Here is a 26,765-nt window from a genome sequence, read left to right as displayed (position 1 = left end):
GTGGCAAGTCGACCCTGCTCGGGGCGCTGGCGGGGATTTTACCCGCCGATGGCACAGTGCTGCTGGGGGGGGAAGTGCTTACTGACCTGAGTTGGCCCGAGCTTGCCAAACGGCGTGCCATGCTGCCCCAGCGTCAGCCCCAGCTGTTTCATATTCCGGTGTTTCAGGTGTTGAGCCTCGGGCTCAATGAGGCGGTTGCGCCCGCCAGACAGAACGAGGCGATAAATGCATTGTGCGAGGCATTGGAGCTGGAAGCTTTGCTGGCTCGTGACTTCAGCCGGTTGTCGGGGGGCGAACAGCAGCGGGTGCTGATTGCCCGCACCTTGCTGCAGGTGTGGCCGAGCCTCAATCCGACCGGCAAGGTGCTGCTGCTGGACGAGCCGCTGGCGGGGCTCGACCTGCATCACCAGCTGGCGCTATTGCGGTTGCTGAAAACCCTGGCCGGGCAGGGCTTGCTGGTGGTGCTCGCCATCCACGATATCAATCTGGCCATCGACTGGGCCGACCGAATTCTCTGCCTGCAAGGGGGCGCGGTGGTGCGCGAAGGGGGTGTCGAGCTGGTGGATGAGGCGCTGCTGGCACAGGTATTCCAGATCCGCACCAACCGCATCGAAGCTGCGGGGCGCGTGTGGTTTATGCCCAGTTTGTGAGAAACAAGAAAGGCCCTTGGCGTCAGCCGAGGGCCTTTTTGAAGAAGACCACCCGCTCTGTTTCGCGGAAGCCGAGTCGCTCGTGCATGTTCTGCGAGGGTAAATTGTCGATAGCTGTATCGGAGGCTATTTCGCGGCAACCCTGCTCACGGCCCCACTGCGCTACCCGGACAATCAAGGCTCGGGCCAGCCCGCGCTGGCGCGATGCCGGTTGCACATAAATTCCTTCCAGATAGACCTCCGGGCTGCTCTCGCAGCCGTTCACGTAATCGTGGCGCAGGGCTGCATCGGCAAAGCCTACCGCCTGACTCTGCTCATCCAGCGCCAGAAAGGCGTTGATATGTGCATTGGCCAACATCTCAACCCCTTCCTGCAGGTGGGCCGAAAGTGCGTGGTGCGGCCACAGCTGCTGGCGCAGGGTTGCCCACTGCGCCAGCAGAGTCTCGTCGAGGGGGACTATCTGCCAGCCGATATTCGTCATCGGGGCTCAGGCTTGCCGCTTGGCAAGGCGTACCAGTGCAGCCTCTGCCAGCATCGCCAGCAGGGTTTCGGTGTCGCTCCATGACAGGCAGGCATCGGTGATGCTCTGGCCAAAGGTGGCGGCGCAGCCGTTCTCCACATCCTGACGCCCTTCCACCAGGAAGCTTTCTGCCATGATGCCGGCGATGCCGGTACGGCCGCGGCGCAGCTGATCGCAGATATCTTGCGCCACCAGCAGCTGACGGCGGTGATCCTTCATGCTGTTGCCATGGCTGAAATCGACCACCAGACGCTCCGGCAGGCCCACATCGGCCAACGCTTCACACGCTTCATCGACACTGGCGGTGTCGTAGTTGGGTCGGTGGCCGCCACGCAGGATCACATGACCAAAGGGGTTACCAGCGGTGCGGTAGATGGTCATCTTGCCGTCCTTGTCCGGCGAATAGAAGATGTGGCTGTGACGGGCGGCGCGCACCGCATCGATGGCGATGCGGGTATTGCCGTCGGTGCCGTTCTTGAAGCCAACCGGGCAGGAGAGGGCCGAAGCCATCTCGCGGTGTACCTGGGATTCGGTGGTACGTGCGCCGATGGCGCCCCAGGTGATGAGGTCGGCAATATACTGGCCGGTCACCATATCGAGGAATTCGGTGGCGGTTGGCATGCCCAGTTCGTTGATATCGACCAGCAGTTTGCGCGCCAGTTTCAGCCCTTCGTTGACATCGAAGCTGCCATCGAGGCGCGGATCGTTGATCAGCCCTTTCCAGCCGACGATGGTGCGCGGCTTCTCGAAGTAGGTGCGCATCACGATGCAGAGGCTCTCTTTATACTGCTCGCGCAGGGCGTTGAGGCGCTGGGCATACTCGCGAGCAGCAGCGGGATCATGAATAGAGCAGGGGCCGACAATGACCAGCAGGCGCTGATCGTCTCCGGCTAGAATGGCTTCCACTTCGCGACGGGCATCCAGCAGATTCTGGGCAATGGTATCGGTGATCGGAAACGCGTGTGCAAGCTCGCTCGGAGTGATCAGTGACTCCAGGCGACGGGTGCGCAATTCATCTGTGTGAATGGACATACAACTCAAGTCTCGAGTGGGTGGTGTCAGCCGCAAGGGGCGAAAAAGCAAAGAGATAAAATAAAGCAAAAGTCCCCTGATTGAAACCTTGGGGGGCTCTGATAGGATGTGAGGCCAAAATCGATTCCAAATGAGGTAGATAGCGTGGCAAAGCCAGGGGCAACCGGGGTCACCCGCATCATCAACGCAACCGGTTACAGCATGAAGGGGCTCAAGTCAGCCTGGATTAACGAGGCGGCTTTTCGGCAGGAGCTGATGCTGATCCTGTTGCTGATGCCACTTGCCTTCTGGCTGGGGGATTCTCTCAACCAGATCCTGCTGCTTATCGTCATCAGTTGGCTGGTGGTGATCGTCGAGATCCTCAACTCCGCCATTGAAGCTGTGGTAGACAGGGTTGGCTCTGAGCATCATGAGCTCTCCGGTCGCGCCAAGGATCTGGGCTCTGCCGCCGTCTTTATCGCGCTGGCCCTTAATGCCCTGGTATGGGGCGCGCTGGTGGGCCGCAACCTGTTGGGATGGTGGTAAGTCACTACGCTGCCTTTAGGTTCTGCTTCATAAAAAAGCCCGTCATCACGACGGGCTTTTTGCTGCGCAGATAAGGGGCTATCAGTGGAGGATGCGGGCACGGATGGTGCCGTTGATCTCCTTGAGCTTGGCTAGCGCCTTCTCGCTGTGCTCGGTCTCCACGTCGATCACCACGTAACCGATATGGCTGCTGGTTTGCAGGTATTGACCGGCGATGTTGATCCCCTCTTCGGCGAAGATCTGGTTGATCTGGTTCATCACCCCCGGCTGGTTGCGGTGAATGTGCAGCAGGCGGCTGGAGCCCTTGTGGCCCGGCAGCGACACTTCCGGGAAGTTGACGGCGGAGAGGGTAGAGCCGTTGTCGGAGTATTTGACCAGCTTGTTGGCCACTTCCAGCCCGATGTTCTCCTGCGCCTCATGGGTGGTGCCACCGATGTGCGGGGTCAGGATCACGTTCTCCAGCCCACGCAGCGGGCTTTGGAACTCCTCGTCGTTGGACTTGGGCTCGACCGGGAAGACGTCGATGGCGGCGCCGGCAATATGGCCGCTCTTGATGACGTCAGCCAGCGCATCGATATCCACCACGGTACCGCGGGCGGCGTTGATAAAGATGGCGCCCGGTTTCATCATCCGCAGCTGCTCGGCTCCGATCATGTTCTTGGTGGAGGCGGTCTCCGGCACGTGCAGGCTGATGACGTCAGACATATTGAGCAGCTCGACCATGCTCGGCACCTGAATGGCGTTACCCAGCGAGAGCTTGTTCTCGATATCGTAGTAATAAACCTTCATGCCGATGCTCTCGGCGATGATGCCAAGCTGGGTACCGATGTGGCCGTAGCCGATGATGCCGAGCTTCTTGCCGCGCGCTTCCACCGAGCGGTTGGCCAGTTTTTCCCACACGCCGCGATGGCACTTGGCGTTCTTCTCGGGGATGCCGCGCAGCAGCAGCAGGATCTCGCCCAGTACCAGCTCGGCGACCGAGCGGGTGTTGGAGAAGGGGGCGTTGAAGACCGGAATACCGCGGATCTGGGCCGCTTCCAGCTCGACCTGGTTGGTACCGATGCAGAAGCAGCCGATGGCGACCAGCTTGTTGGCGGCGTCGAGCACCTTCTCGGTGATCTGGGTGCGGGAGCGCAGCCCGATGAAATGGACGTCGCGGATCTGCTCGATCAGCTCCTCTTCGGAAAGCGAGGTCTTGAGATACTCCACACTGGTGTAACCTGCGGCACGAAAGGTCTCAACGGTGTTGGGGTGAACCCCCTCCAGCAGCAGAACCTTGATTTTATCCTTGTCCAACGAAAACTTGGCAGTCATGACGATCCCTCTGTATGTGCAAACGTAAGTGCAGATTTGGTGTGCGAAGAAAACCGTAAAGTAGCAAAAACGTTTGGGAGAGGGAATATTTGTGACGAAAGTCAAATTCTTTGAAGTTATCAACGAATGTTGTAAACATCCGTATGCAACTTGTTGAGGGATAAATAAAAACGGCGCCATCAGGCGCCGTCATTTATTCACAGTGCAATGTTTGGGTCATATCCCATCTCGGGGCTCAATCAACGCCGCTGTTGCGTCAGGGCTGGTAGAGTGGCGCTGGCGGGCGAGGGAGGATGCCGCTGCACTGTGCTACCGGTGTCGGGATTACTGGGTAATCACGCCGTCCGGCGTACCGATCAGGACAACATCGGCGCCGCGGGCGGCGAACAGGCCGTTGGTGACCACGCCAACGATGGCGTTCAGTCTCACTTCCAGCGCCTTGGCGTCGGTAATGGCCATGCCTTTCACATCCAGAATGTGGTTGCCGTTGTCGGTGACAACCCCTTCACGCCACACCGGGTTGCCACCCAGTTTGCGAATTTCGCGGGCCACGTATTCGCGGGCCATCGGGATCACTTCCACCGGCAGCGGGAACTGGCCCAGCACGTCGACGGTTTTGGTGTTGTCGATGATGCAGATGAACTTGTCAGCGACGGCGGCAACGATCTTCTCGCGGGTCAGGGCTGCGCCACCACCCTTGATCATGTCGCGGGTTGCGTTGATCTCGTCGGCGCCATCCACATAGACGGAGAGGGCGTCGATCTCGTTGAGATCATATACGGTGATGCCGAAGCCCTTGAGGCGCTCGGTAGAGGCCACGGAGCTGGATACCGCCCCCTTGATCTCGTCCTTCATGGTCGCCAGCGCGTCGATAAAGTGGTTGACGGTAGAGCCGGTGCCCACCCCGACGATGGTGCCGGGAACCACATACTTGAGCGCAGCCCAACCGGCCGCCTTCTTCATTTCATCTTGAGTCATGATCGTTCCTTAAGAAAAAAGCGGGCGCATTATATCCAACCCGGTACCCCGTCGCGACCTTGTTGCTCACGTTCCTGGGCAAAAAGAGGGACTTTGTAAATCGTTTGCCTGTTTATTCTGCGTTTGCGCACACAAAGCAGGGGCTGCCTGCCAAAAACAGCCTATTCAAAGCGCCAGCAGTGGCTCGGGGTGATGATCTGGGGCAGCGGCACATCCCACTCCTCTTGCGGGACCGCATCCACCTGCTGGCAGTCGTGGGCAATGCCGAGCGGCTTGGGGCCCAGCTTGTGCTCATGCCAGATGGCGAGAGTGCGATCGTAGTAGCCGCCCCCCATGCCAAGACGATTGCCCTGGGCATCGAAGGCGACCAGCGGGGTGCAGATAAGATCGAGCGTGCTGTGGGGCACCACCTGCAGGATATCCAGCTCCGGCTCTTCGATTCCGTAGCGGTTGCGTACCATGGGGCTGGTGGCGGTATAGCGCAAAAAGAGCAGGTGACCCGGAGTAAAGGGGTGGAGCACCGGCAGGTAGACCTCTTTGTGCTGGGCCCACAGCCAATGGATGGTGGGCAAGGGATTGATCTCCCCGTCATTGGCCAGATAGAGGGCAATGCGTTTGGCGGCGAGGATCTCGGGGTGTTGCTTGAACTGGGCCAGCAGCTGTTGGGCCGCCGCCTGCTGCTCGGCCGGACTCAGATTTTTGCGGCGTTGACGAACCAGTTGGCGCAGGGATTGACGTTCGGGTTGGGACTCATGCATGGGGAACCTCTGGTATAGCTGCGCATCGATGGCTTGAACGCGCTCTACCTTAGCACATTCACTCTTGACGTTAAGGGGGGCAGGGAAACCCCGTCCCGGACGGCTGATGCCCGGAACGGTGGGATAAATGCTGGCGGATCCGATAGTGAGTCAACAAGGGCCAGGGTGTGGCCCCTGTTGATGGCATGTCGGCGCGCCAGCGTCTGGTCTGTTACTTGTCAGCTTTGCCGCGCATCTGGTGCTTCACGAACACGGCAATCAGTGCCGCCACCGCGAGCGCCATCGGGTAGAAACTCATGCTCACTACCGCCAGCGGTGACAGGGCGAAGATGGAGCCCAGCAGCAGCGCCTGTGCGCCCCAGGGGATCAGACCCTGTACCACGCAGGAGAAAATATCGAGCATGGAGGCGGCGCGGCGCGGGGTGACACCGTGGTGTTCGGCCAGATCCCGGGCTACCTTGCTGGCGACGATAATAGCCACCGTGTTGTTGGCGGTGCAGAGGTTGGTGAGGCTCACCACCCCGGCGATGCCGAGCTCGGCCGCTTTCTCGTTCTGTTCACCATTGTGCTCGCGAGTGAAACGGGCAATCAGGGCGCTGATGCGCTCGCTGATCCATGCCAGTCCACCCTGACGTTCCATCAGGGCGCCGAGACCGCCGATCAGCATGGAGAGCAGGAAGATCTCCTGCATGCCGGTAAAGCCCTGATAGATATCCTTGCTGAACTGACCGATGGCGTAGCCGTTGATCATGCCCACCACTCCGGCGGCCAGAATGCCGATCCCCAGCACCACAAACACATTCACTCCGGCGAGCGCCAGCCCCAGGATCAGCAGATAAGGCATCACCTTGAACAGCTCGATGGCACTGCCGTTGGTTGGGGATTCCCCCACTGAGCCCAGGGTCAGATAGAGCAGGATCACCGCGATGGCAGCAGGGGCCGCAATCTTGAAGTTCTCGCGGAACTTGTCCTTCATCTCGCACCCCTGACTGCGGGTTGCTGCTATGGTGGTGTCGGAGATGATGGAGAGGTTATCGCCAAACATGGCGCCGGAGAGAATGGTGCCTGCCATCAGCACCGGATCGATACCGGCCGCCTGCGCCACGCCCAGCGCGACCGGCGCCACGGCACCTATGGTGCCCATGGAGGTGCCCATAGCGGTAGCAATAAAGGCAGAGATGAGGAACAGCCCGGGCAACAGCGCCCAGCCGGGAATGAGGGAGAGACCCAGCGCCACGGTGGCATCAACGCCGCCGGTGGCCTTGGCCACGCTGGCAAAGGCGCCCGCCAGCAGATAGATAAGGCACATCGCCATGATATTGCTGTGGCCGACCCCCTTGAAGAAGGTCTCCAGATTGCTGTTGAAGCTCTCTTTGCCAAGCAGCAGGGCCAGCATCACCGCAGGCAGGGCAGCAACCGGAGCGGGCAGCTGATAGAAGGCGAATTCGACCCCCTGCAGGGTCAGCCAGGTACCGGTACCTATAAAGAGTGCGAGAAAAACCAGAAGTGGCAGCAAGGCCCTGGCACTGGGTTGAGTCTGGATCATGTGTTCCTCTGAAATTGAACAATGACCTCCTGTCATAAACTGCTTTGTACCTGTATCGGATAGGGATAGGGGGAAAACAGGGCGGGCATCCTGCCGCATTGGGGTGCCCACAGTAGTGAGTCAACCTCGCTTGGTCAAGATAGACGTCCAGATGGATAGGTGTTTTTGTTTGATGATTCTGGTGTTGTTGAGATATCCAAAGAATATTCGGAAAAAGAAGTTAGTGCTGATTATTGTTCATTGCTGTTCTGACGCAGTCCGCGGGTATCTGGGGGTATCGCGTGCCTTTAATAAGGAAAGAGGGAAACGATAAGATCTCTGCATGCCATCTTGGGGATTTCTCCCGCTGCCAAACGTCAGCCGCACCTCTCTCTATCTCTACGTGAGCATGGTACGGATATTTCCAGAACGCGTGGACACAAGACCTGGGCTGTGTGGTTACTGTGCCAGTTTCTCCACCGCCTGAACGGCTGTCGCGAGAGCATCCTGTTCCAGCGTCAGCGGAATGTGGCCAATACCGGGCAGCAGGGTGACAGGCCAGGAGATGCCGAGACGTCTTAACTCAGGTTCAAGTTGATCTGTTTGGAAGGCTTCGTCATTTGCACCCGCGATCACGGCGCAGGGGCGTTGCACATTGCGTAAATTCTGCTGATAGTCGCGCTCTGGCTGAAAGTTAGAGGCAAGGTTGAAGGAGTAGGAGGGGGTCAGCAGGGATTTCGCCTCATCATTAAGGGCAAAGTTCAGCACGGTCAGATGGTTGAGTGCGGAAATATGGAAACCGTTGAGGATGCTCAGGGCGATGAGGCGAGGCAAGCCGACACGCACCCAGCCACCGCTGTTGGGCCGGTAGTTGGCGGCGGTGGGGCCGAGATAGGGGGAGAGCAGCAGATAGCTCTCGAACAGGGTTTGTCGCGCACTGCCAGCAACACGCAGCACAAAGCCACCCCCTGACGAGAAACCGACGAGTGTTGCAGGCTTGGCGGGGGCCACCGACTTGATGAAATCTTCCAGATCGTCTTCAAGCTGACCGATGTAGGCAATGGTGCCTTTGTTGCCTGATGCACCATGGCCGCGAATATCGAGGGCGTAGGCGTCGTATCCCGCTTGCGAAAAGGCGCTTGCCATCTTGTGCATGCTCTGACTGCTGGCAGAAGAGCCGTGAACCAGTACCACGCTGCCCTTGACCTTGTTGTTCTTCGTATTGCCCTCTGCGCCATAGTGCCGATAGGCCAGCTGCGTGCCGTCACGCGCCGGGTATCTTGAGAGGGGTGGCATGTTGCTCCAGCCACTCCCCTTGAAAGGGTCGTTGATGCTGGCCATCGCCGGTGCCGGACTCGGCCCGCCAAACAGCAGAGCCGCGGCCAGCATGACCAGGGTCAGTGATATCAACCCCACAGCAAACAGCAATCCTGCGCTCATCCTTGCACCTCGTTTGATATCGACACGGGCGTTGCCCTGATTTTGCTTATGCTGGCATTTCACTCGTTCGAACCTATCAGATGGCACCCGGTCTGCCAAATGATGGAGTGAGACGATGAAAAACGGCCTGTGACCAAAAGGAAGTTCTTGGCCAGCCAGTGGGCGCTGCCGTTGGCGAGTGCAGCAAGGAGTGGTGGCATCATGGCTTTTCAAACCCGGCGCGGGCTGGTAAAACGGTCTCTTTCCATAATTAAAAGAGATGAGAGGGTGGAGATGGACAATCCGATCCGTGTGGCCGTGATGGGCTGTAATGGTCGTATGGGCAAGGTGCTGCTGGAGGCCATCACCAACACCGATGGCGTGGTGGTTGGTGCTGCGCTGGAGCGGCCGGGCTCGGCGGTGATCGGTCTTGATGCCGGTGAGCTCAATGGGCTGGGCCATCTGGGCGTGGCCATCAGCGACAGTCTGGACAAGGTGCGCGATGAGTTTGACCTCATCATCGACTTTACCCGCCCCGAGGTGACGCTGGCCAATCTGGCCTTTGCGCTGGCCCACCACAAGCAGATGGTGATCGGCACCACCGGTTTTGACGATGCAGGCAAGGCCGCCCTGAAAGAGGCAGGCAAGCAGATCGGTATCGTGTTCGCCTCCAACTACTCGGTCGGGGTCAACCTGGTCTTCAAGCTGTTGGAGCAGGCCGCCAAGGTGATGGGGGATTACACCGACATCGAGATCATCGAGGGCCACCATCGCCACAAGGTGGATGCGCCATCCGGTACTGCGCTCTCCATGGGGGAGGTGGTCGCCAAAACCCTGGGCCGGGATCTCAAGGAGTGCGCCGTCTATGGCCGCGAGGGGATCACTGGCGAGCGGGATCGCAACACTATCGGCTTTGCCACTATTCGTGCCGGCGATCTGGTGGGGGAGCATACCGTCATGTTTGCCGATATCGGCGAGCGGGTGGAGATCAGCCACAAGGCCTCCAGCCGCCTGACCTTCGCCAACGGTGCTGTGCGCGCGGGCAAGTGGCTTGGTCAGCAGGGTGCCGGTCTTTATGACATGCAGGACGTGCTCAATCTCAAGTGATGTCTCTGTGCTGCACTTTCGTACTACAGCTGACAGCAAAAACCCCGGCTTGCCGGGGTTTTTGCTGTCAGTCAGCCAGAGTTTGTGTAAAAAGGCTCGCTGCCTTCAATTTTTATCTGAATGCCTTATAAATCACACTATTGCTTTATCCACCATATTTTCCCTTCCTGAATGTCATCACCAGGTAACAGATTTGAGCATCTTTATGGCGGATTAAGCCATTTTTTTACACGACCAAGAAGAGACTAAAAATTCAAACACGGAAAAACGTTTTCCATTTTTTATGTTCACTCTTGTCATCATAAAAGCGTCAAATCTGTCATTAATGTTTTTTATGTAAAAATAAACAACATTGTTTTAATTGGTTTTTTTGTTCATTTTTGTTGCTATTGCTGGCTTGGTGGCATCTTTTGTTGGTGGTTTTTCCTTTTCTTTCGCGGGAGGGGGTTGCAAAGCGATTAAGTGCATAGATAATGGGTAATGTTGCTTTTTTATTGAATTTAGATGCATTTCATCTGAGAAAAGACGTTGAAATGCCACTTTTTTTAAGTAGAATGCGCCCAATTTGCCAGAAATCTGCCGGGTTCGAGTCCTGTCCAAGACCGGAACCGAGCCCGCAACACCCAGGTAAATTGCTGAATTTAAAGCTAAATAACTGGAGGTTGTCTTGAATCACACTGCATTGCTAGTGCTGGAAGATGGAACTGTGTTCAAAGGCGTGTCGATAGGCGCCGAGGGATGTTCCGTTGGTGAAGTGGTTTTCAATACGTCGATGACGGGCTATCAGGAAATCCTCACCGATCCCTCTTATTCCCGTCAGATCGTCACCCTCACTTACCCCCATATAGGCAACACCGGCACCAACAGCGAAGATGAAGAGTCCAGTCAGATCCATGCTCAGGGATTGATCATCCGGGACCTTCCGATACTTGCCTCCAATTTCCGCAATCAGCAATCCCTCTCCGAATACCTCAAGTCTCACAACATAGTTGGCATCGCCGACATCGACACCCGTAAACTGACCCGCATCCTGCGCGAGAAAGGCGCTCAGGCTGGCTGCATTCTGGCCGGGAAACAGGTCGATGAAGCCTATGCTCTCGAACAGGCCCGCGCCTTCCCCGGTCTGAAGGGGATGGATCTGGCCAAAGAGGTGACGGTTGGTGAGGCGTACAACTGGACGACCGGGAGCTGGCAGCTTGGCAAGGGGCACGTCACCCCGGATGCCGACCAGCTGAAATACCACGTGGTAGCCTATGACTTTGGCGTCAAGCGCCACATCCTGCGGATGCTGGTTGACCGTGGCTGCCGCCTGACCGTGGTGCCTGCCAAGACCCCGGCCGCCGAGGTACTGGCGATGAACCCGGATGGCATCTTCCTCTCCAACGGCCCCGGCGACCCCGAGCCGTGCGACTACGCCATCGAGGCCATCAAGACATTCCTTAATACCAACACGCCGGTGTTCGGCATCTGTCTGGGTCACCAGCTGCTGGGTCTGGCCTCCGGTGCCAAGACCGTCAAGATGAAGTTTGGCCACCACGGCGCCAACCATCCGGTGAAGAGCCTCGATGACAACACCGTCATGATCACCGCTCAGAACCACGGCTTTGCGGTAGACGAGAACAGCCTGCCGGATTGCCTGCGCGCCACCCACGTCTCCCTGTTCGATGGTTCCCTGCAAGGTATCCATCGCACCGACCGTCCGGCCTTCAGCTTCCAGGGACACCCCGAAGCGAGCCCGGGCCCGCACGACTGTGCCGGTCTTTTTGACCACTTTATTGAATTGATTAAGCAGTATCGCGCCTAAGAAATAGAGGAAAGAGTTTCATGCCAAAACGTAATGACCTTCAGAGCATCCTGATCCTCGGCGCCGGCCCCATCGTCATCGGCCAAGCCTGCGAATTTGACTACTCCGGCGCCCAGGCGTGCAAAGCCCTGCGTGAGGAGGGCTACCGCGTCATTCTGGTCAACTCCAACCCGGCCACCATCATGACCGACCCGGAGATGGCTGACGCCACCTACATCGAGCCCATCACCTGGGAAGTGGTGCGCGAAATCATCAAGAAAGAGCGCCCGGACGCCATCCTGCCCACCATGGGCGGCCAGACTGCGCTTAACTGCGCACTGGCGCTGGAGAAGCATGGCGTGCTGGCCGAGTTCGGTGTCGAGATGATCGGTGCCACCGCCGACGCCATCGACAAGGCCGAAGATCGCTCCCGCTTTGACAAGGCGATGCGCAGCATTGGCCTCGAGTGCCCGCGTGCCGGCATCGCCCACAACATGGAAGAGGCGTGGGGCGTGCAGCAGATGGTCGGCTTCCCCTGTATCATCCGTCCCTCCTTTACCATGGGTGGCTCGGGTGGCGGCATTGCCTACAACACCGAAGAGTTCGTCGAGATCTGCGAGCGCGGTCTGGACTTGTCGCCGACCAAAGAGCTGCTCATCGACGAGTCGCTGATCGGCTGGAAAGAGTACGAGATGGAAGTGGTGCGGGATCGCAACGACAACTGCATCATCGTCTGCGCCATCGAAAACTTCGACCCCATGGGTATCCACACCGGTGACTCCATCACGGTCGCGCCAGCCCAGACGCTGACCGACAAGGAGTACCAGCTGATGCGCAACGCCTCCATGGCGGTACTGCGCGAGATCGGCGTCGAGACCGGCGGCTCCAACGTCCAGTTCGGCATCAACCCGAAAGATGGCCGCATGGTCATCATCGAGATGAACCCGCGGGTGTCGCGCTCCTCCGCGCTGGCCTCCAAGGCGACCGGTTTCCCCATCGCCAAGATCGCTGCCAAGCTCGCCATCGGTTACACCCTCGACGAGCTGATGAACGACATCACCGGCGGTCGCACTCCGGCCTCCTTCGAGCCGGCCATCGACTATGTGGTCACCAAGGTGCCGCGCTTCAACTTCGAAAAATTCGCCGGTGCCAACGACCGTCTGACGACCCAGATGAAGTCGGTCGGTGAAGTGATGGCCATCGGCCGCAACTTTCAGGAGTCCCTGCACAAGGCGCTGCGCAGCCTCGAAACCGGCAAAACCGGCTTCGACCCCATGGTTGACCTCAATGCCCCGGACTCCCTGACCCGCATCCGTCACGAGCTGCAGGACGCCGGTAGCGACCGTATCTTCTACATCGCCGATGCATTCCGCGCCGGTCTCTCCATGGATGGCATCTTCAAGCTGACCAAGATTGACCCCTGGTTCCTGGTGCAGATTGAAGATCTGGTGAAGCTGGAAGAAGAGGTGAAAGAGCGCGGCATGGCCGGTCTCGATGCCGACTTCCTGCGTGTCCTCAAGCGCAAAGGCTTTGCCGATGCCCGTCTGGCCAAGATCCTCGGTGTGGCCGAAGGGGAAGTGCGCAAACTGCGTGCCCGCCACAACATCTTCCCGGTCTACAAGCGGGTCGATACCTGCGCCGCCGAGTTCGCCACCAACACCGCCTACATGTACTCCAGCTATGACGAGGAGTGCGAAGCGGCCCCGAGCAACCGCGACAAGATCATGATCATCGGTGGCGGCCCGAACCGTATCGGTCAGGGTATCGAGTTCGACTACTGCTGCGTGCACGCAGCGCTGGCCCTGCGAGAAGACGGTTACGAGACCATCATGGTCAACTGCAACCCGGAGACCGTCTCCACCGATTACGACACCTCGGATCGCCTCTACTTCGAGCCGGTGACCCTGGAAGATGTGCTGGAAATCGTGCGCATCGAAAAACCCAAGGGCGTCATCGTTCAGTACGGTGGCCAGACCCCGCTGAAACTGGCCCGTGCACTGGAAGCCAACGGCGTGCCGATTATCGGTACCAGCCCGGATGCCATCGACCGCGCCGAAGACCGCGAGCGCTTCCAGTCTGCCGTCGAGCGCCTTGGCCTCAAGCAGCCGGAAAACGGCACCGTCACCGCGCTGGAGCAGGCCGTGCTGCTGGCCGAGCGCATTACCTACCCGCTGGTGGTTCGCCCCTCCTACGTGCTGGGTGGCCGCGCCATGGAAATCGTCTATGACGAGCAGGATCTGCGTCGCTACTTCGCCGAGGCGGTGAGTGTCTCCAACGAATCGCCGGTACTGCTGGACCGCTTCCTGGACGATGCCACCGAGCTGGACGTGGATGCCATCTGCGACGGCACCGACGTGGTCATCGGCGGCATCATGGAGCACATCGAGCAAGCCGGTATCCACTCCGGTGACTCCGGTTGCTCCCTGCCTCCTTACACCTTGTCCAAGAAGATTCAGGACGAGATCCGCGAGCAGGTGCGTAAGCTGGCGCTGGAGCTCGGTGTTATCGGCCTGATGAACGTGCAGTTTGCGGTCAAGGGTGATGACATTTACCTCATCGAGGTGAACCCGCGTGCCGCCCGTACCGTGCCGTTTGTCTCCAAGGCGACCGGCGCCCCGCTGGCCAAGATTGCCGCTCGTGTGATGGCTGGTCAGTCGCTGCAAGAACAGGGCTTCACCAAAGAGATCATCCCGCCCTACTACTCGGTGAAAGAGGTGGTGCTGCCGTTTGCCAAGTTCCCGGGGGTTGACCCGCTGCTGGGGCCAGAGATGCGCTCTACCGGTGAGGTTATGGGGGTGGGCAGCAGCTTTGCCGAGGCCTATGCCAAGGCGCAGCTGGGTGCCAACCACGCCGTACCGAAAGAGGGTCGTGCACTCTTGTCAGTGCGTCACAGCGACAAGGCGCAGGTGGTTGACTTGGCTGCCAAGCTGCTGGAGCTGGGCTACGAGCTGGATGCCACTCACGGCACAGCCGTCGCGCTGGGTGAGGCGAGCATCAACCCGCGCCTGGTCAACAAGGTGCACGAAGGTCGCCCGCATATTCTCGACCGCATCAAGAATGGCGAGTACACCTACATCGTCAACACCGCCGAAGGGCGGGTGGCGATCCAGGACTCCAAGCAGCTGCGTCGCGCCGCCTTGCAGAACAAAGTGGCGTATACCACCACCATGAATGAGGCGTTTGCCACCTGCATGGCCATCAGCGTGGATGCCACCGCCAATGTCAACTCGGTGCAGGAGCTGCACCAGAAGGTGAAAAACCGCTAAGAGTTTGCAGCGGGCATCAGCCCGACTTGCCAGACGACCAACCCCCGCCAGCGATGGCGGGGGTTTCTTTTTATCAGTCGCTCGCCGTTCGGTTCGGGCCGGGTGAATCCTTGAAGAAGGTCATGAGTTCCGCATTGCAGACAACGGATGGCGCGTGGGGTGGCAAAAGCTGGCAAGGGGAGGGGATGCTGCGAGCGCGGGTTTCAACTGCGGCAGGCAATCCTCTACAATGGCCCCACTTTGCTTCTCAGTGCAGTGCCAGCGGCGCTGCCTGTCGGGCCTACAAAAAATGGACATGCTTATGACCGCTTTGCCTTCCAGTCGTCTTCTTGCCTTCTGCTCTGCCTTGTTGCTGGCCGGTTGTGCCAGTGATCCCGCCTCCGCGCCTGCCAAAGAGGCGAGCGTGAGCAACCCCAAAACGCCGCCTGCCATGCAGCCGCGCAAACCGGCGGACATGAAGAGCCGCATCGTGCGCTTCTTGCCCCGTCAGGTGCCGGACAAACAGGGGTGGGCCAACGACGTGGTGACGGCGCTCACCACCCAGGGGGTGACGGTGAATGATCACAATGTCTGTAGCGTGCTGGCGGTGGCGGAGCAGGAAGCCACTTATCAGGCCGACCCCGTGGTGCCGGGCCTTGGCAAGATCGCCTGGAAAGAGATCAACTCACGGGCAGCCAAGCTGCTGATCCCCGAATTTATGGTGCGGGCCGCGCTCTCCATCAACTCGCCCACCGGCAAGAGCTACGCCGAGCGGATCGACAAGTTGAGTACCGAGCGGGAGATGAGTGAAATCTTCGAAGACATGATCAGCATGCTGCCGATGGGCAAGACGCTGTTTGGCAACCTCAACCCGGTGCATACCGGTGGCCCGATGCAGGTGAGCATCGCCTTTGCAGAGGCCAACGCCCGTGGCTACCCCTATCCAATCAAGGATTCCATCCGCCACGAAGTCTTTACCCGTCGCGGCGGCCTCTGGTTTGGCACCAAACATATCTTCGGTTATCCCGTTGACTACCCGGATACCCTCTACCGCTTTGCCGACTTCAACGCCGGCTGGTATGCCAGTCGCAATGCCGCCTTTCAGGCCGCCGTCAGCCGTTTGAGTGGCAAAACTCTGGCGCTGGACGGGGATCTGATCCGCTATGACTCGGATCTGCCGGGCAATACCGAGCTTGCCGTACACACCCTCGCCAACCGGGTCAATATGAGCAAACAAGCGATCCACCAGAGCCTGCGCAAAGGGGATACCGCCGAATTTGCCGAGACCGATCTCTACCATCGCATCTTTACCCTGGCCGACAAGCAAGCGGGCAAGCGACTGCCCCGCGCCATCCTGCCCGGCATTCAGCTAAAGAGCCCGAAAATCACCCGCAACCTCACCACCGCCTGGTTTGCCAAGCGGGTGGATGACAGAGAGCAGCGATGTGTGCGGCAGATGGCGACGATTAGGTAAGAAGCATCAAGGGCGGCCAATTGGCCTGTTTCTTATACAAAAATCCCCAAGCATCGCTTGGGGATTTTTTTGAACATCTCTCCCATTCTGTGATCTGAACCTTTCATCGCTCTCTTCCCTGGTTCTAACATGCCCTTCACTCAACCGGCGCACTGGACGCTGACACAGTTTGGCAACTCCAACCTCAACGACCCAAGACGCACCAGAAGGCTGGTGGCCCTCGCCACTGCCCTTGCTCACCAACCATGAGATTGTGTGTCACACCTGCCCCTCTCACCTGCTGATATGGAGGGCGCATACCGCTTCATTCGCAGCCCACATGTCAGTGCCGAGGCCATTGCCAACGCCGGCTTTGCCGTCACCGCCGCCCATGCCAGAGACCATTCCCTCTTGTTGGCGCAGGAAGACACCACGGCCCTTACCTTCAATCATGCCAGTGTCAGAGACGAGTAGGGCCACACCAACCAGGGCAGCAGTCGCGCCCTGCAGACTCACTCCGTGCTGCTGTTCGCGCCGCACGAGCGTAAGGTGGTGGGCTTGGCCGCCCAGCAAATCTGGACCCGCGATGTCAGCAAACGAGGACAGCGTGCCCAATATGCGACCCGCCCCTATCAGGAGAAAGAGAGCTACAAGTGGGAGCAAACCTCCAAGACACTCGCCACCCGGCTTGGCAGCACCATGGCCAACGTCATCTCAGTCTGTGACCGGGAAGCGGATATCTATGAATACCTGCACTACAAGCAGAAACATACCCAGCGCTTCGTGGTGCGCTCGATGCAAAGCCGCTGTATCAACGAGCACGACAACAAGCTCTACGACTATGCCAGGCAGTGCCAATCCGCGGGCACCCGGGTGGTCAAGATACCCCAGCGGGGTGGCAGAAAAGCCAGAGAGGCCGTGCTCGACATCAAGTTTGCCAGGGTCACCCAGAAGGCTCCGGCCAACAAGCGTAGCGAGCCGGATATCCCGCTCTACTACGTGGGGGGCATCGAGCAGAGCGATGCCGATGAGCGGCTGGAGTGGCATCTGCTGACCAGTGAAGCGGTGACCTGCGCCGGGCAGGCCAGCGAGATTATCGGCTACTACGAGCGGCGCTGGCTCATCGAGGATTACCACAAGGTCTGGAAGAGTGCATGCACGCGGGTCGAGGCGTTGAGGATGCAGAGCCGGGAGAACCTGACGCGCATAAGCGTCATCCTGGCCTTTATCGCGGTACGGTTGCTGCAGTTGCGATTTATCAAAGAGGAGCCTGCCGCGCAGGAAGAAAACTGCCAAGGGCTGCTGGGTACGAAAAGCTGGAAGCTGCTGTGGTTGAAGATGGAGAAGAGGGCCCTGCCAAATGAAGCCCCCGATATGGCATGGGCGTACAAGAGCCTGGCGATACTGGGGGGCTGGAAGGACACCAAGCGCACGGGGCGAGCCTCGATAGCGGTGTAATGGGAGGGCTGGTTTAGGTTACAGACCCTCCTTGAAGGCTATGAACTGGCGCTGTCTCTTGAGCATCAACAGTTGTGAGCAAGAGACAGTCGCAAGGTGGCATTTTTAATGGGCGCAGGGTGGCTCAGCGAGGCTTGAAACGCTCGACCCAGGGGTTGGCAGTGAGGCCGTGCAGGATGACGCTCAATATGATGGTGCAGAGCACGGTGGCGATGATGGGCCGCTGGCCGATAAGGGCCGGTTGGTTTTGCAGCACCATCACCGCAAAGACGATGCTGGCAAGGCCCCGCGGCCCGAACCAGCCGATAAAGAGCTTGAGCTCGGGCTTGAGGCCGGTACCGATGAGGCTCAGCCAGACCGGTAGCATCCGTAGCAGGGTGAGGCTGGCAATGGCATAGAGCCAGTATTGCCAGTGCAGCAGCTCCGGCAGAATGGGCATCAGGGTGGCGCCAAACACCATCCAGATCACCACGGAGAGCAGGTCGCCGTAGCCTTCGCAGCTGTCCATATAGGCGTGCTTGTGCTCGCCGAGCCGGTGGCCGATAAAGAGGCCGCCGACAAAGGCGGCGATAAAGCCGCTGCCACCGAGAGTCTGGGCCAGTGCAAAGCAGAGCAGGGCCAGCCCCGGCATGGTGAGCTGACGCCAGAGCGGCAGTTGCCAGCCGTTGAGATAGGAGATTTTCAACAGCCGGATGGTGAGGCTGGTCAGCACAAAGGCGACCAGCAGGCCAATACCGATCTCCTCCAGCATCAGGGTGATAGCCAGAGTGGCGGTGCCTGCGTGCTGCTCTGTGGGGGCGATAAGGGCCAGCAGCAGAAGCAGCACCGGTACGCAGATGCCGTCGTTGAGGCCGCTCTCCTGATTGAGCCCTTCACGCACCGGTGCAGGCACCGCGGGGTTGCTGACCACCGCCTTGCCGAGCGCCGCATCGGTGGGGGCAAGAATGGTGGAGAGGATCGCCATCTCCAGCAGTGGTAGGTCGGGGAAAATCCAGTGGCCAAACAGGGCGCCACAAAGCAGGGTGAGGGGCAGGCCAATCAGCAGCAGGCGGATGGGCAGCTGGCGGTTGGCCAGCAGCACCTGCCAGTTGGTGTTGGCGGCATCGTTGAACAGCACGATAACCAGCGTCAGCTCGGCCAGCAGCTTGATGCCGGCGCTGTCGATAGAGAGGGAGAGCAGCTCAAGCCCTCCCGGCCCCAGCAACCAGCCGGTCAGCAGAAAGAGCAGGGGGCCGTTGACTAGTTTTGACTCGAAGCGCCCCGCGATCAGGCTGTAGATCAGCAAGAAGGCGGCGATCACCGCCAGATTCTGGTAAAGCAGGTGTGCATCCATACAACCTCCTTTCTGCCCCGCAGGGGCGGTTTAATCGGTCAGGCAGTCGGGATCGAACACATACTCCCCGTCCAGCCAGCGCACGATTTCGTCGACGCAGGATTGGTCGCGAAACGGCAGATAGCGCGCCTTGAGAGCGGCAATCTGCTCGGAGGTGAGCTGTGCCAGCCCCAGATCCTGAAACAGCGGCAGGTCGGCCTCGATCATCGCCGAGATCTGCGGGCCGCAGGTGGCGTTGAGGGCGGCATGCAGCGCCTTGTCGGGGTCGTACTGCTTGCCGAGTCGGTAGCTCATCGGCAGGGTAGCGAGGGGCAGGGCCGACAGCGCCGCCTGTTTCATCGGGTTGACCGCGTGGCCAGAGACCAGCTCCGCCAGCTCGGCAGGGCGATTCTCGAAGGCGCGCAGGTGCAGGTAGCTGCTCGCCTTGCTGCCATCGTTAACCGGGTAGTTGTCCCACAGGAAGGGCTTGCGGCCGAGCAGTTCGTTCACCTGCTTGAGGTGACTGGCCGGATATTCGCTGGAGCAGACCTTGGGGCCGGTCCAGAAGATCTCGAAACGGCGATCGAGCTGCTCGCCAAGCTCCTCCAGATAGCGGGGAGGCATGGCGCCAAACACCTTCTCCAGCACCGGATCGGTCGAGTAGTAGCTGGGGCAGAAGATGAGGCGGCTTGCCTTGCTGTGGGCCGCGATATCGTGGGCGATGGTGAGCTGGTGACGGGCCAGGTCCGGGGTATCCCCCTTCATATCGTCAAACAGCACCGCCAGAATATCGGGCTGGAGCATCTCGTCGATGAGGCGCACTTTCTCAAGCAGCGCCGAGCGTTTGCGATCGTAGTCGTGATGAGCCCCCATGGGGCTCAAGCCCACCCCGAAGGCGAGCCCGTTGGCGCGGCACTGGCGCGCCAGCTCGGCGAGATCGGCCAGTTGCTGCTCGGGCCAGGGGAGGGCCCAATGCTTGCGCAGATAGCCATCCTCTTTTGGTGCATAGATATAGAAACCGTAACCGTGGCGTGGCAGCCACTGGGCGTAGCGGGCGCGGGCCTGCCAGCTCCATCCCTTGCCAAAAAAGCCTTCAATGACCCCCAGATTGGCAGCGGGGGGCAGGGGGCCGGACAGCAAACTTTGATATGGCATAACTCTCTCCCTTCTTGCTGGGGACTTGATACGGGACGGTCGGTCAGACCGGGTCCTCTTCCTGAAAGCGCACCCCGATCTTGCTTGGTACGCTCTCGTCCATTTCGGCCACGGTCCAGATCAGGCCCTGCCATTCGATGTGGTCACCGACCACCAGATTATCGCCCAACTGGTTGGCAATAAAATCGCCCAGTGTCTGATCCGCCACCTCGCTCACATCCAGCCCATAGAGAGGGGCGAGATCCACCAGCCGTGCCGTCGCTTCCAGCAGGAAGTCACCGAAGAAGCGGGGGCCGAGATCTTGCTCCGGCGCTTGACTGAACAGCTGGCCGAGGGCGGGGAGGTCACGTTCGTGACCGATGACGCAAAGGATATCGTCCGCCTGCAGACAGGTACTGCCCGAGGGGTGGAGCAGCTCGCGGCCACGAAACAGGGCGCAGATCCGGGTGCCGGCGGGCATCTGCAGATCCCGCAGTGGCGAGCCGATGCACCACTTCTCCTCCCCCAGCTGGTAGACGAAGGTCTCCCACTGGCTGTCGAGATCGATCTCGAGCCCGGAGCGGTTGATGGGCGACGGCGGTGCCGGTACCTCCACCCGCGCCAGTTTTGAGGCCAGCGGCAGCGAGCTGCCCTGCAAAATCAGCGAAACCAGCACCACGAAAAAGGCGACGTTGAAGTAGAGCTGGGCATTGGGCAGCCCCGCCATCATGGGGAAGACCGCCAGAATGATGGGCACGGCGCCGCGCAGGCCGACCCAGGAGATAAACCAGCGCTCGCGGGGGGCGAAGTTCTTGAACGGCAGCAGCCCGATCCAGACCGACACCGGGCGGGCAAACAGGATCATCCACATCGCCAGCGCCAGCGCGGGCAGGGCGATGGGCAGCAGCTTGTGGGGGGAGGCGAGCAGCCCCAGCACCAGAAACATGCCGATCTGGCTGAGCCAGGTCAGGCCATCCAGCACCGACAATGTGGTGCTGCGACTGCGCAGGGCGAGGTTGCCGAGCAACAGACCGGTGAGATAGATGGCGAGAATGCCGCTGCCACCGACCGCAGTGGTGAGGGCGAAGATGAGCAGGCCACCGCTGACGGTGAGCAGCGGATAGAGCCCCGGCGCCAGACGGGCTGTGTTGATAAGGCGCCACAGCAGCCAGCCGCCGCCAAGGCCGATCCCGGCGCCAAGACCGAACTGCTTGACCAGTTGCAGCAGCAGGAAGCCCCCATCCAGCCCTTGCTGGGCGGTGGCGAGCACCTCGATGAGGGTGACGGTGAGAAACACCGCCATGGGGTCGTTGCTGCCTGACTCTATCTCCAGCGTCGCGCTCACCCGCTCGTTGAGGCTGCGCCCGCCAAGCAGGGAGAAGACCGCCGCCGCATCGGTGGAGCCGACGATGGCGCCGATCAGCATCCCCTGCATCAGGTTGAGGTCAAACAGCCAGGCAGCGGCGAGCCCCGTCAGGCCGGTGGTGATGGCCACCCCGACCGTCGCCAGCGACAAGGCAGGCCAGAGCGCCACCCGGAACGAGGAGACCCGGGTGCGCATGCCGCCGTCGAGCAGAATGATGGCAAGCGCCAGGTTGCCCACCAGATAGGCGATGGAGTAGTCAGCGAAGTGGATGCCACCTGGGCCATCCTCACCGGCCAGCATGCCGACGGCGAGGAAGATAACCAGAATGGGAATACCGAGGCGGGAAGAGAGGGCGCTCAACAGTACGCTGGCTCCCACCAACAGGGCAGCGACAAAGAAGAAACTGTTGATGGTAGCGGCATCCAAGGGCGAACTCCTTCCTGGTAATGTGCAAAGTAGGCACATTATATGCAGTTAGGCCCCCCTTGTGTGGCTTATTTGTGCATCAATTTGCACTTTCTTACATTTTTCATCCCTTTTTTCAGCATGGCCGCGCCATATTCTGACTGTGACGGGGTTAACGAAAGCGGAGTCAAAGGAGCGTCGATTTCAGGATATGCAGGGAGGAGCTGGTGGGGAAAAGCGAAACGGCACAGCAGAGGGAGGGGGAGCACAAAGGCGCTCCCCACGGGATGGGGGCGGGATTCAGTCGTCCTCGTCATCCTTCACTTCGCGGATCTTGTCCTTGTAGTTGGGCAACTGCTTCTCCAGCCGTTTCATGTCTTTGATGGCATTGAGAAACAGCCCGAGCAGGAACAGCAGCGGCAACCCTATCCATAGCCAGAGATTCATGGGATTTTCCTTTCGTCAGGACAGGTGGTGACATAACGGGCCAAAATTTCATCAAGGTTGGCCAATATGGTCGACTTGCCTTCAATATCCGCCTGTTGCAGGCAAAGCGCCAGTGCCGCGGGATCGAGTCGCTGCTCGTCGGACTCCAGCGAGAAGCTGATATGCCAGGGCTCGTAGGCGACACCGCTCTGTGCCCCGACCGGCTTGGCATAAGGGAGGAAGAAGCCGAAGTCGCTCATGTGGTCGCTGAGCCACTCGCTGAGATCCGCAAACCAGCCCCCGGCTTCATACTCCCACGGCTCCAGCGCCAGTTTGGTATCGGCGGGCAGGCAGTCCGGGTCGTAGATATCGAGATCGGTCCCCCAGTGGTGACGGCTGGTGCCGGGCAGAGCGCTCCAGCGTAAAATGGCGTGCAGCCGCTCTATCTCGCAGAGTTGCAGGGCATCGATGGGCTGGCTGTTGGCATCGAGCAGCGGTCGCTCACCGCGCCACTTGCCATTCCAGATGGCGAGCTGGCGCTCGAAGCTGCGCCAGCTGGAGGCCGCCTGCAGGTTGAACCCCTCATAGGCGGCGGCTACCTGCATGTCGTTGAAGGCCGCCGCGGTGGCGGCAGTCAGCCGGTGGGGGCCGCGCCCCACCAGAATAAGGTGGCTCTCGTCGAGCCCCAGCAGTTGTTCCTGCGTCATGCCAGCAATCTCTCGAGCACCCCTTGGTACATGTCCGCCAGCAGATCCAGATCGTCCGCCTTCACGCACTCGTTAACCTTGTGAATAGTGGCGTTGACGGGGCCGAGCTCAATCACCTCGGCGCCGGTGGGGGCGATAAAGCGCCCATCCGAGGTGCCGCCGGTGGTGAGCAGGGCTGGCTGCTGACCATTAACCTGTTCGATGGCCGCCACGGCCGCATCGAGCAGCGCGCCGGTGTCGGTGAGGAACGGCTGGCCGGAGAGGGTCCAGCTCAGCTGATAATCGAGGCCATGTTTATCCAGCAGCGCTTCGACCCGCTCGCGGATATCTAGGTCGGTCAGTTCGGTGCTGAAGCGGAAGTTGAACTGCACCTGCAACTCGCCCGGAATGACGTTGGAGGCGCCGGTGCCGGCCGAGATATTGGCGATCTGGAAGCTGGTGGGGGGGAAGTAGGCGTTGCCCTCATCCCACACGGTGGCTGCGAGTTCCGCCAGCGCTGGCGCGGCTTTGTGAATGGGGTTGTCCGCCAGATGGGGATAGGCCACATGGCCCTGCACTCCGCGCACCAGCAGATCGCCGGTGATGGAGCCGCGGCGGCCGTTCTTCACCACATCCCCTACCACGGCGGTAGAGGAGGGCTCGCCGACGATGCACCAGCGGATCTTCTCGTTGCGGGCCTCCAGGGTGTCGATCACCCGGGTGGTGCCATTGATAAAGGGCCCCTCCTCATCGGAGGTGATGAGAAAGGCGATCGACCCGGAGTGATCCGGATGCTCGGCCACGAAGCGCTCGACCGCCACCACCATGGCAGCCAGCGAGCCCTTCATGTCGGCGGCGCCGCGCCCGTAGAGCACGCCATCCTTGATGGTTGGCTCGAACGGCGGGGTGTGCCATTTGTCCAGCGGGCCGGCGGGCACCACGTCGGTGTGACCGGCGAAGCAGAACAGTGGCCCCTCGCTGCCGCGGCGGGCCCAGAGGTTGGTTGTGTCCTCAAACACCATGGGCTCGATAACGAACCCGAGCTTGGCGAGGCGCTCCGCCATCAGGGTCTGGCACCCTTCATCGAGGGGGGTAACGGAGGGGCGGCGGATCAGATCCTTGGCCAGTGCGATGACATCCGACATCAGTTGTCCTTAGTTGTCCTTAACGGGAGAAGAGGGATTGGTAGTGATCAGCCTTGAAGCCCAGGGTCAGTTCGCCGTCACGGTCGAGCAGCGGGCGCTTGATCATGGCCGGATGTTCCAGCAGCAGGGCGCGCGCCTTGGCGGTGTCGAGCCCCTGTTTGGCCTCATCCGGCAGGGCGCGGAAGGTGGTACCGCGGCTGTTGAGCAGGGCTTCCCAACCGAGTTTTGCCAGCCAGCTGTCCAGATCGTCCGGGTTCAGACCGTCGGCGCGGTGGTCGTGAAAGCGGTAGTCGATACCTGCCTCATCCAGCCACTTGCGGGCTTTCTTGATGGTGTCGCAGTTCTTGATGCCATAGAGGGTGATGGCCATGGGGAGTCCTTCTCTTGTGGGCGCTGGCCGTGACCGTGCCCGAAAATCCGAATCAACAGAGTGCAAGGGCCCGATTCTGGCATTGTGGCAATCCCATGGCAACGCCGATGGTCCGGCTCGCGGGTTTTACCGGAACTGGTCACACCTGAACGGCGATTTTGAGCCAAAGGTCAGAAGCAGTGGGGCTGGCGTGCCCGATGGGGTTGGGTATTGCGGGAGAAGATCGACTATTGCAGGAGAAAAAGAGAAGGGGGCAAACGCCAGATAGCCAAAACGCGCCAGCGGGCGCGTTTTGGTTGGCATCATCGAACACTGCAATCAGTGCAGGGTGGTCCACTCATGGTCAAAGACCCGGGCCCGTTCCCAGGGTGCATCAGGCAGGCTGGAAGAGAGGCCAGTGTATTTGCCCACGTCGTCCACCACGATGGCGGAGAGGATCGGCAGGTTGTTTTCGGTGCAGTACATGCGGATGCGTTGCAGCAGGGTGCGCAGTTCATCCTGGCACTGCTCCAGCCCGGCCTGCTTGGCCAGTTTGGAGTAACGAATGGTAGTGCGTTCCTTTGCAGACTCGACGAGGATGTCCCACAGCTTGTAGTCGCAGGTCGAAGCACCTGCGGTGGCTTGGCTTGTCATAACTCTCTCCGGCGCGAAATGGTCGCTATATGTCGAAGCGCATCTTCGCCAGTTCGGCGCCGTCATATGTTGATCCAACGCAAAAAAGAGGGGAGTCGCGTCACACAATTCCCGGATATGGGGTGATAAAGGTTTTTCGGCAGTTGAAATAACGAAAAATTGTTACATGGCCGACATATTATGCTAATGAATCACGGTGACGGCACCTTTATTGATAGGGATCAAAGGCACACAGTGGTCAGATCACTAGATTTCGCTCTTCGATAAATTTATCAGGAGTGAATATTGGAACTTTTATTTGTCTTGCTCGTTCTGGTCGCCGTGGTCTACGGCATTATCAAGGATTACAACCCGCAGGCGGTGCTGGCGCTGGCGGGCATGGCCATTTTTGCAGTGGCCTACTGGCTGGGGCTGCACCCCATTCTGCCCGCTGACAAGAGCACCGGTTTCGCCCTGTTCGACCTGTTCGAAGTGTTCAAGGGGATCTTCTCCTACCGCGCGGCGGGGCTCGGCCTCACCATCATGGCGGTGGCGGGTTTTGCCACCTATATGTCCCATATCGGGGCCTCCCAGGCGCTGGTGCGGGTGGCGGTCAAACCGGTGGCAGGCATCCAGTCCAGCTACCTGATGCTCTCCATCTGCTATCTGGTGGCGGTATTCGTCTCCCTGTTCGTCACCTCCGCTACCGGCCTTGGCCTGCTGTTGATGGTCACCATGTACCCGGTGATGCGCAACCTCGGCATCAGCCCGGCCTCCGCCTGTGGTGTCATCGCCACCTCACAGGCGTTTGAGATTGGCCCGACCCAGACCAACGCCATCTTCTCTGCCGGTCAATCCGGCATGGATCCGACCAGCTATTTTGTCGACTACCAGATCTGGCTGGTGGCCCCCATGCTGCTGGTGACCATGGTGCTGCACTTCTTCTGGCAGCGTCACTGCGATCTCAAGGATGGCTGGGATCCTGCGCTCCATCGCGGCGATCACGCCGAGCTGGACGAGCAGGGCACCGAGAGCGTGCAGGCGCCCACTTGGTATGCCCTGCTGCCGATCATCCCCTTCGTGCTGATGATGACCTTCTCCAAGCTGCTGGTGAGCGACATCAAGATGAGCGTGGAGGTGGCCATGCTGCTGTCGGTCTTTATCGGCATGCTGTGCGAGCTGCTACGTAGCCGCTCGGTGCGCACCGCTTTTGCCGGGCTCTCCAGCTTCCTCGATGGTATGGGCAAGGTGTTTGGCCCCGTGGTGGCGCTCATCGTCTGTGCCGAGCTGTTTGCCGAATCCCTCAAGGCCATCGGCGCCATCGATACCCTGCTGCACTCTGCCAGCAATGCCGGTATCGGCAGCGGTTTGATGACCCTGGTGATGGTGGCGCTGATCATGGTGGCGGCGGTCATCATGGGCTCCGGCAACGCGGCGTTCCTCAGCTTCTCGACCCTGGCACCGGCGGTGGCGGCCAAGTTTGGCGTACCTGCGGTGACCATGCTGCTGCCGATGCAGCTCGCTTCCAGTATCGGCCGTACC

The 26,765-nt window shown here is 60.0% G+C and carries 22 protein-coding genes and 1 pseudogene; 8 read left to right on the top strand and 15 right to left on the bottom strand.

Features of this window, described 5'->3' with window-relative positions; all coding sequences use genetic code 11:
* On the top strand, positions 1–650 hold a 650-nt coding region (locus tag AB5Y92_RS17450), incomplete at its 5' end, for an ATP-binding cassette domain-containing protein (RefSeq protein WP_368227257.1).
* A gap of 22 nt (positions 651–672) precedes the next feature.
* Here the strand turns inward: AB5Y92_RS17450 and aac(6') are convergent.
* Together aac(6') and AB5Y92_RS17440 are read right to left on the bottom strand one after the other, a co-directional pair.
* Positions 673–1,131, bottom strand: coding sequence for an aminoglycoside 6'-N-acetyltransferase (gene aac(6'), locus AB5Y92_RS17445; RefSeq protein WP_236321927.1), 459 nt, complete (start codon positions 1,129–1,131; stop codon positions 673–675).
* A 6-nt stretch (positions 1,132–1,137) separates the two neighbouring features.
* A complete protein-coding gene (locus AB5Y92_RS17440) occupies positions 1,138–2,202 on the bottom strand; it encodes a 3-deoxy-7-phosphoheptulonate synthase (protein WP_213386391.1) in 1,065 nt (354 codons plus the stop codon).
* 144 nt (positions 2,203–2,346) lie between these two features.
* Between AB5Y92_RS17440 and AB5Y92_RS17435 the strand changes: the two genes are divergently transcribed.
* Positions 2,347–2,727: a diacylglycerol kinase gene (locus AB5Y92_RS17435; RefSeq protein ID WP_005337641.1), complete on the top strand. Its 381-nt coding sequence runs from the start codon at positions 2,347–2,349 to the stop codon at positions 2,725–2,727.
* A gap of 81 nt (positions 2,728–2,808) precedes the next feature.
* Here the strand turns inward: AB5Y92_RS17435 and serA are convergent, their stop codons facing one another.
* The 5 genes from serA to AB5Y92_RS17410 form a co-directional block, all read right to left on the bottom strand.
* Positions 2,809–4,041, bottom strand: coding sequence for a phosphoglycerate dehydrogenase (serA, locus tag AB5Y92_RS17430; RefSeq protein WP_005337639.1), 1,233 nt, complete (start codon positions 4,039–4,041; stop codon positions 2,809–2,811).
* Between the two features lie 324 nt (positions 4,042–4,365).
* Positions 4,366–5,019: a ribose-5-phosphate isomerase RpiA gene (gene rpiA / locus AB5Y92_RS17425; protein WP_005353106.1), complete on the bottom strand. Its 654-nt coding sequence runs from the start codon at positions 5,017–5,019 to the stop codon at positions 4,366–4,368.
* A 161-nt stretch (positions 5,020–5,180) separates the two neighbouring features.
* Complete coding sequence (locus tag AB5Y92_RS17420; protein ID WP_005337635.1) at positions 5,181–5,777, bottom strand: 5-formyltetrahydrofolate cyclo-ligase; 597 nt, start codon at positions 5,775–5,777, stop codon at positions 5,181–5,183.
* Between the two features lie 211 nt (positions 5,778–5,988).
* On the bottom strand, positions 5,989–7,323 hold the full coding sequence (locus tag AB5Y92_RS17415; protein WP_368227256.1) for a Na+/H+ antiporter NhaC family protein: 1,335 nt from the start codon (positions 7,321–7,323) through the stop codon (positions 5,989–5,991).
* A 438-nt stretch (positions 7,324–7,761) separates the two neighbouring features.
* On the bottom strand, positions 7,762–8,742 hold the full coding sequence (locus AB5Y92_RS17410; protein ID WP_201995432.1) for an alpha/beta hydrolase: 981 nt from the start codon (positions 8,740–8,742) through the stop codon (positions 7,762–7,764).
* A gap of 273 nt (positions 8,743–9,015) precedes the next feature.
* Between AB5Y92_RS17410 and dapB the strand changes: the two genes are divergently transcribed.
* The 5 genes and pseudogenes from dapB (at position 9,016) to AB5Y92_RS17385 (ending at position 17,845) form a co-directional block, all read left to right on the top strand.
* Entirely contained in the window at positions 9,016–9,828 is an 813-nt protein-coding gene (gene dapB, locus AB5Y92_RS17405; RefSeq protein ID WP_005347132.1) for a 4-hydroxy-tetrahydrodipicolinate reductase, read from the top strand.
* Positions 9,829–10,495: 667 nt separating this feature from the next.
* On the top strand, positions 10,496–11,632 hold the full coding sequence (gene carA, locus AB5Y92_RS17400) for a glutamine-hydrolyzing carbamoyl-phosphate synthase small subunit (protein ID WP_368227255.1): 1,137 nt from the start codon (positions 10,496–10,498) through the stop codon (positions 11,630–11,632).
* A 20-nt stretch (positions 11,633–11,652) separates the two neighbouring features.
* Positions 11,653–14,877: a carbamoyl-phosphate synthase large subunit gene (gene carB, locus AB5Y92_RS17395; RefSeq protein WP_368227254.1), complete on the top strand. Its 3,225-nt coding sequence runs from the start codon at positions 11,653–11,655 to the stop codon at positions 14,875–14,877.
* 301 nt (positions 14,878–15,178) lie between these two features.
* The gene (locus tag AB5Y92_RS17390; protein ID WP_368227253.1) at positions 15,179–16,330 is read left to right on the top strand and encodes a DUF1615 domain-containing protein; all 1,152 of its coding nucleotides are present in this window, start codon (positions 15,179–15,181) and stop codon (positions 16,328–16,330) included.
* Positions 16,331–16,459: 129 nt separating this feature from the next.
* A pseudogene (locus AB5Y92_RS17385) lies at positions 16,460–17,845 on the top strand (IS4 family transposase).
* A 46-nt stretch (positions 17,846–17,891) separates the two neighbouring features.
* Here the strand turns inward: AB5Y92_RS17385 and AB5Y92_RS17380 are convergent.
* The 8 genes from AB5Y92_RS17380 to AB5Y92_RS17345 all read right to left on the bottom strand — a co-directional run bounded on the left by AB5Y92_RS17380 (position 17,892) and on the right by AB5Y92_RS17345 (position 25,244).
* Positions 17,892–19,100 carry a sodium:proton antiporter gene (locus AB5Y92_RS17380; protein WP_164537205.1) on the bottom strand — a complete coding sequence of 403 codons (1,209 nt, stop codon included), beginning with the start codon at positions 19,098–19,100 and terminating at the stop codon, positions 17,892–17,894.
* Between the two features lie 30 nt (positions 19,101–19,130).
* The gene (locus AB5Y92_RS17375) at positions 19,131–20,234 is read right to left on the bottom strand and encodes a beta-N-acetylglucosaminidase domain-containing protein (RefSeq protein WP_042053967.1); all 1,104 of its coding nucleotides are present in this window, start codon (positions 20,232–20,234) and stop codon (positions 19,131–19,133) included.
* 43 nt (positions 20,235–20,277) lie between these two features.
* Positions 20,278–22,005 carry a potassium/proton antiporter gene (locus AB5Y92_RS17370; protein WP_042053965.1) on the bottom strand — a complete coding sequence of 576 codons (1,728 nt, stop codon included), beginning with the start codon at positions 22,003–22,005 and terminating at the stop codon, positions 20,278–20,280.
* Between the two features lie 279 nt (positions 22,006–22,284).
* Positions 22,285–22,431 carry a hypothetical protein gene (locus AB5Y92_RS17365; RefSeq protein ID WP_005337933.1) on the bottom strand — a complete coding sequence of 49 codons (147 nt, stop codon included), beginning with the start codon at positions 22,429–22,431 and terminating at the stop codon, positions 22,285–22,287.
* A complete protein-coding gene (locus AB5Y92_RS17360) occupies positions 22,428–23,117 on the bottom strand; it encodes a M15 family metallopeptidase (protein WP_368227252.1) in 690 nt (229 codons plus the stop codon). The genes AB5Y92_RS17365 and AB5Y92_RS17360 overlap by 4 nt, the downstream gene beginning before the upstream one ends.
* The gene (dapE, locus tag AB5Y92_RS17355; protein WP_368227251.1) at positions 23,114–24,241 is read right to left on the bottom strand and encodes a succinyl-diaminopimelate desuccinylase; all 1,128 of its coding nucleotides are present in this window, start codon (positions 24,239–24,241) and stop codon (positions 23,114–23,116) included. The genes AB5Y92_RS17360 and dapE overlap by 4 nt, the downstream gene beginning before the upstream one ends.
* Before the next feature lie 19 nt (positions 24,242–24,260).
* Positions 24,261–24,611 carry an ArsC family reductase gene (locus AB5Y92_RS17350; protein ID WP_005337930.1) on the bottom strand — a complete coding sequence of 117 codons (351 nt, stop codon included), beginning with the start codon at positions 24,609–24,611 and terminating at the stop codon, positions 24,261–24,263.
* Between the two features lie 318 nt (positions 24,612–24,929).
* The gene (locus AB5Y92_RS17345; protein ID WP_005337929.1) at positions 24,930–25,244 is read right to left on the bottom strand and encodes a hypothetical protein; all 315 of its coding nucleotides are present in this window, start codon (positions 25,242–25,244) and stop codon (positions 24,930–24,932) included.
* 285 nt (positions 25,245–25,529) lie between these two features.
* Here AB5Y92_RS17345 and dcuC point away from each other — a divergent pair.
* Positions 25,530–26,765, top strand: a 1,236-nt coding sequence (gene dcuC / locus AB5Y92_RS17340; protein ID WP_368227250.1) for a C4-dicarboxylate transporter DcuC, incomplete at its 3' end; no start/stop codon positions are given.

This window comes from Aeromonas sp. R1-1 (assembly GCF_040908495.1).
Classification (GTDB): Bacteria; Pseudomonadota; Gammaproteobacteria; order Enterobacterales; family Aeromonadaceae; genus Aeromonas; species Aeromonas veronii.
The sequence above is the reverse complement of the archived record's forward strand: the minus strand, read 5'-3'. Positions and strand labels throughout refer to the sequence as shown.

What these genes read in the sequence shown, in the direction of transcription:
- AB5Y92_RS17415 (WP_368227256.1), bottom strand. Translation starts at nt 7,323, where the DNA reads ATGATCCAGACTCAACCCAGTGCCAGGGCCTTGCTGCCACTTCTGGTT.
- AB5Y92_RS17380 (WP_164537205.1), bottom strand. Translation starts at nt 19,100, where the DNA reads ATGGATGCACACCTGCTTTACCAGAATCTGGCGGTGATCGCCGCCTTC.
- AB5Y92_RS17365 (WP_005337933.1), bottom strand. Translation starts at nt 22,431, where the DNA reads ATGAATCTCTGGCTATGGATAGGGTTGCCGCTGCTGTTCCTGCTCGGG.
- AB5Y92_RS17420 (WP_005337635.1), bottom strand. Translation starts at nt 5,777, where the DNA reads ATGCATGAGTCCCAACCCGAACGTCAATCCCTGCGCCAACTGGTTCGT.
- AB5Y92_RS17350 (WP_005337930.1), bottom strand. Translation starts at nt 24,611, where the DNA reads ATGGCCATCACCCTCTATGGCATCAAGAACTGCGACACCATCAAGAAA.
- AB5Y92_RS17390 (WP_368227253.1), top strand. Translation starts at nt 15,179, where the DNA reads ATGACCGCTTTGCCTTCCAGTCGTCTTCTTGCCTTCTGCTCTGCCTTG.
- AB5Y92_RS17360 (WP_368227252.1), bottom strand. Translation starts at nt 23,117, where the DNA reads ATGACGCAGGAACAACTGCTGGGGCTCGACGAGAGCCACCTTATTCTG.
- dapB (WP_005347132.1), top strand. Translation starts at nt 9,016, where the DNA reads ATGGACAATCCGATCCGTGTGGCCGTGATGGGCTGTAATGGTCGTATG.
- carB (WP_368227254.1), top strand. Translation starts at nt 11,653, where the DNA reads ATGCCAAAACGTAATGACCTTCAGAGCATCCTGATCCTCGGCGCCGGC.
- AB5Y92_RS17440 (WP_213386391.1), bottom strand. Translation starts at nt 2,202, where the DNA reads ATGTCCATTCACACAGATGAATTGCGCACCCGTCGCCTGGAGTCACTG.
- AB5Y92_RS17410 (WP_201995432.1), bottom strand. Translation starts at nt 8,742, where the DNA reads ATGAGCGCAGGATTGCTGTTTGCTGTGGGGTTGATATCACTGACCCTG.
- serA (WP_005337639.1), bottom strand. Translation starts at nt 4,041, where the DNA reads ATGACTGCCAAGTTTTCGTTGGACAAGGATAAAATCAAGGTTCTGCTG.
- AB5Y92_RS17375 (WP_042053967.1), bottom strand. Translation starts at nt 20,234, where the DNA reads ATGCCATATCAAAGTTTGCTGTCCGGCCCCCTGCCCCCCGCTGCCAAT.
- AB5Y92_RS17345 (WP_005337929.1), bottom strand. Translation starts at nt 25,244, where the DNA reads ATGACAAGCCAAGCCACCGCAGGTGCTTCGACCTGCGACTACAAGCTG.
- dapE (WP_368227251.1), bottom strand. Translation starts at nt 24,241, where the DNA reads ATGTCGGATGTCATCGCACTGGCCAAGGATCTGATCCGCCGCCCCTCC.
- rpiA (WP_005353106.1), bottom strand. Translation starts at nt 5,019, where the DNA reads ATGACTCAAGATGAAATGAAGAAGGCGGCCGGTTGGGCTGCGCTCAAG.